The sequence below is a fragment of the Pseudomonas sp. WS 5411 genome (genome assembly GCF_012985595.1).
GTDB lineage: Bacteria > Pseudomonadota > Gammaproteobacteria > Pseudomonadales > Pseudomonadaceae > Aquipseudomonas > Aquipseudomonas shahriarae.
Map to the genome: position 1 here is coordinate 1 of NZ_JAARMC010000053.1, position 1,192 is coordinate 1,192.

Here is a 1,192-nt window from a genome sequence, read left to right on the forward strand (position 1 = left end):
TGTGGGAGATTCTATGGTTTTGGGGAAGCCCCCAAAACCGCTTTTGACTGGTATTCGCTCAGGTTTTTCATGAGCGAAAAGGCGATGCGCGCCAGCTTGCGGCCAATGATGACCAGGGCTTGAGTCGTTTTCAGGCCCCTGGCCAGATAACCCTCGTATAAAGGTTTCCAGGCTTCTGACCTGATACCTGCTGACGCCGCGTTATGCAGCAATCTGCGTATCTCTGAATCTCCCTTCTTGCTCAATGAGCGGCGTCCGCTCATTTGCCCTGAATCGGACACTCTCAAGTCCATTCCCAAGAACGCGATGTAAGCGTCAGCACTTTCAAATTCTCCTCGCTGAAACGCCATTACCAGGGCAACCGCTGTCAGAAAACCAATGCCCTCGACGGCTTGGCAGCGCTTGACCTGATGCAAAAGCCCCGCCTCAGTAACAGCATCTAATATCCTTTTCTCAATGAGCCCCTCATGCCTATCAAGACACGCTGAAATGCTCTTGGACGAGGCCTTGAGTGATGGCTCGCCCGCCCAGCTCTGATTCAGTGCAACACGCATTTTCACCAGCGCTGCGCGTCGACGCAGCAAGCTTTGAAGCTTGGTATAAATCTTCGGCGGCGGATTCCAGGCGCGTAAATCAGCCTGTTCATTCTTCAAGTAGCGAGCCAGCAACTGCGCATCACTGAAGTCTGTTTTAGCGCGACCACCTGTGCCTTTGCGGTAATGGCTAAGGCGATATCCATCAATCACGTAAACGATATGGCCCATCGAATGAGCCAAGTTGACGGTATCCACGTGATAGATATTGGTGGCTTCAATTGCGATGGCGCTGCCCGCAGGCAAAGACTTCAGCCATGCCTTCAGCTCGCTTTTCTTGTTCGATACGATCTTTGTTTCAGCAGTTTCACTTTGATAAACAACTACTTCGGCTTTAGCGACATCCACTCCAATGATTGATTGCGAGACAGTCATTGCCATGAGAAAAGCTCCGGGTTAGGGTTTACGGGCTTGTCGGGGCTTCACCGTTGCGCTGGCTTGCTTCTATCGTCGGTCATGGCCGATGCATTCCTTATCGGCGCTTTGGTGAAGGGGTGGGGCGAAGTCTCCCACGGTCTGTACTGGCTAGAGTCAGATGCTGGCTTTTAGTCCCACCACCCCTACAAGTCTAACCATACAAGCTGGCTTGCCTGCGATGG

Annotated in this window: 1 protein-coding gene; it reads right to left on the bottom strand. The window is 52.4% G+C overall.

All coding sequences use genetic code 11. The features are described from left to right. Positions 1–11 precede the first annotated feature (11 nt). Positions 12–974, bottom strand: coding sequence for an IS110 family transposase (locus tag HBR93_RS26725; RefSeq protein ID WP_076965387.1), 963 nt, complete (start codon positions 972–974; stop codon positions 12–14). Between the last annotated feature and the right edge of the window lie 218 nt (positions 975–1,192).

Coding starts and splice junctions, on each gene's coding strand:
- HBR93_RS26725 (WP_076965387.1), bottom strand. CDS start 974: ATGGCAATGACTGTCTCGCAATCAATCATTGGAGTGGATGTCGCTAAA.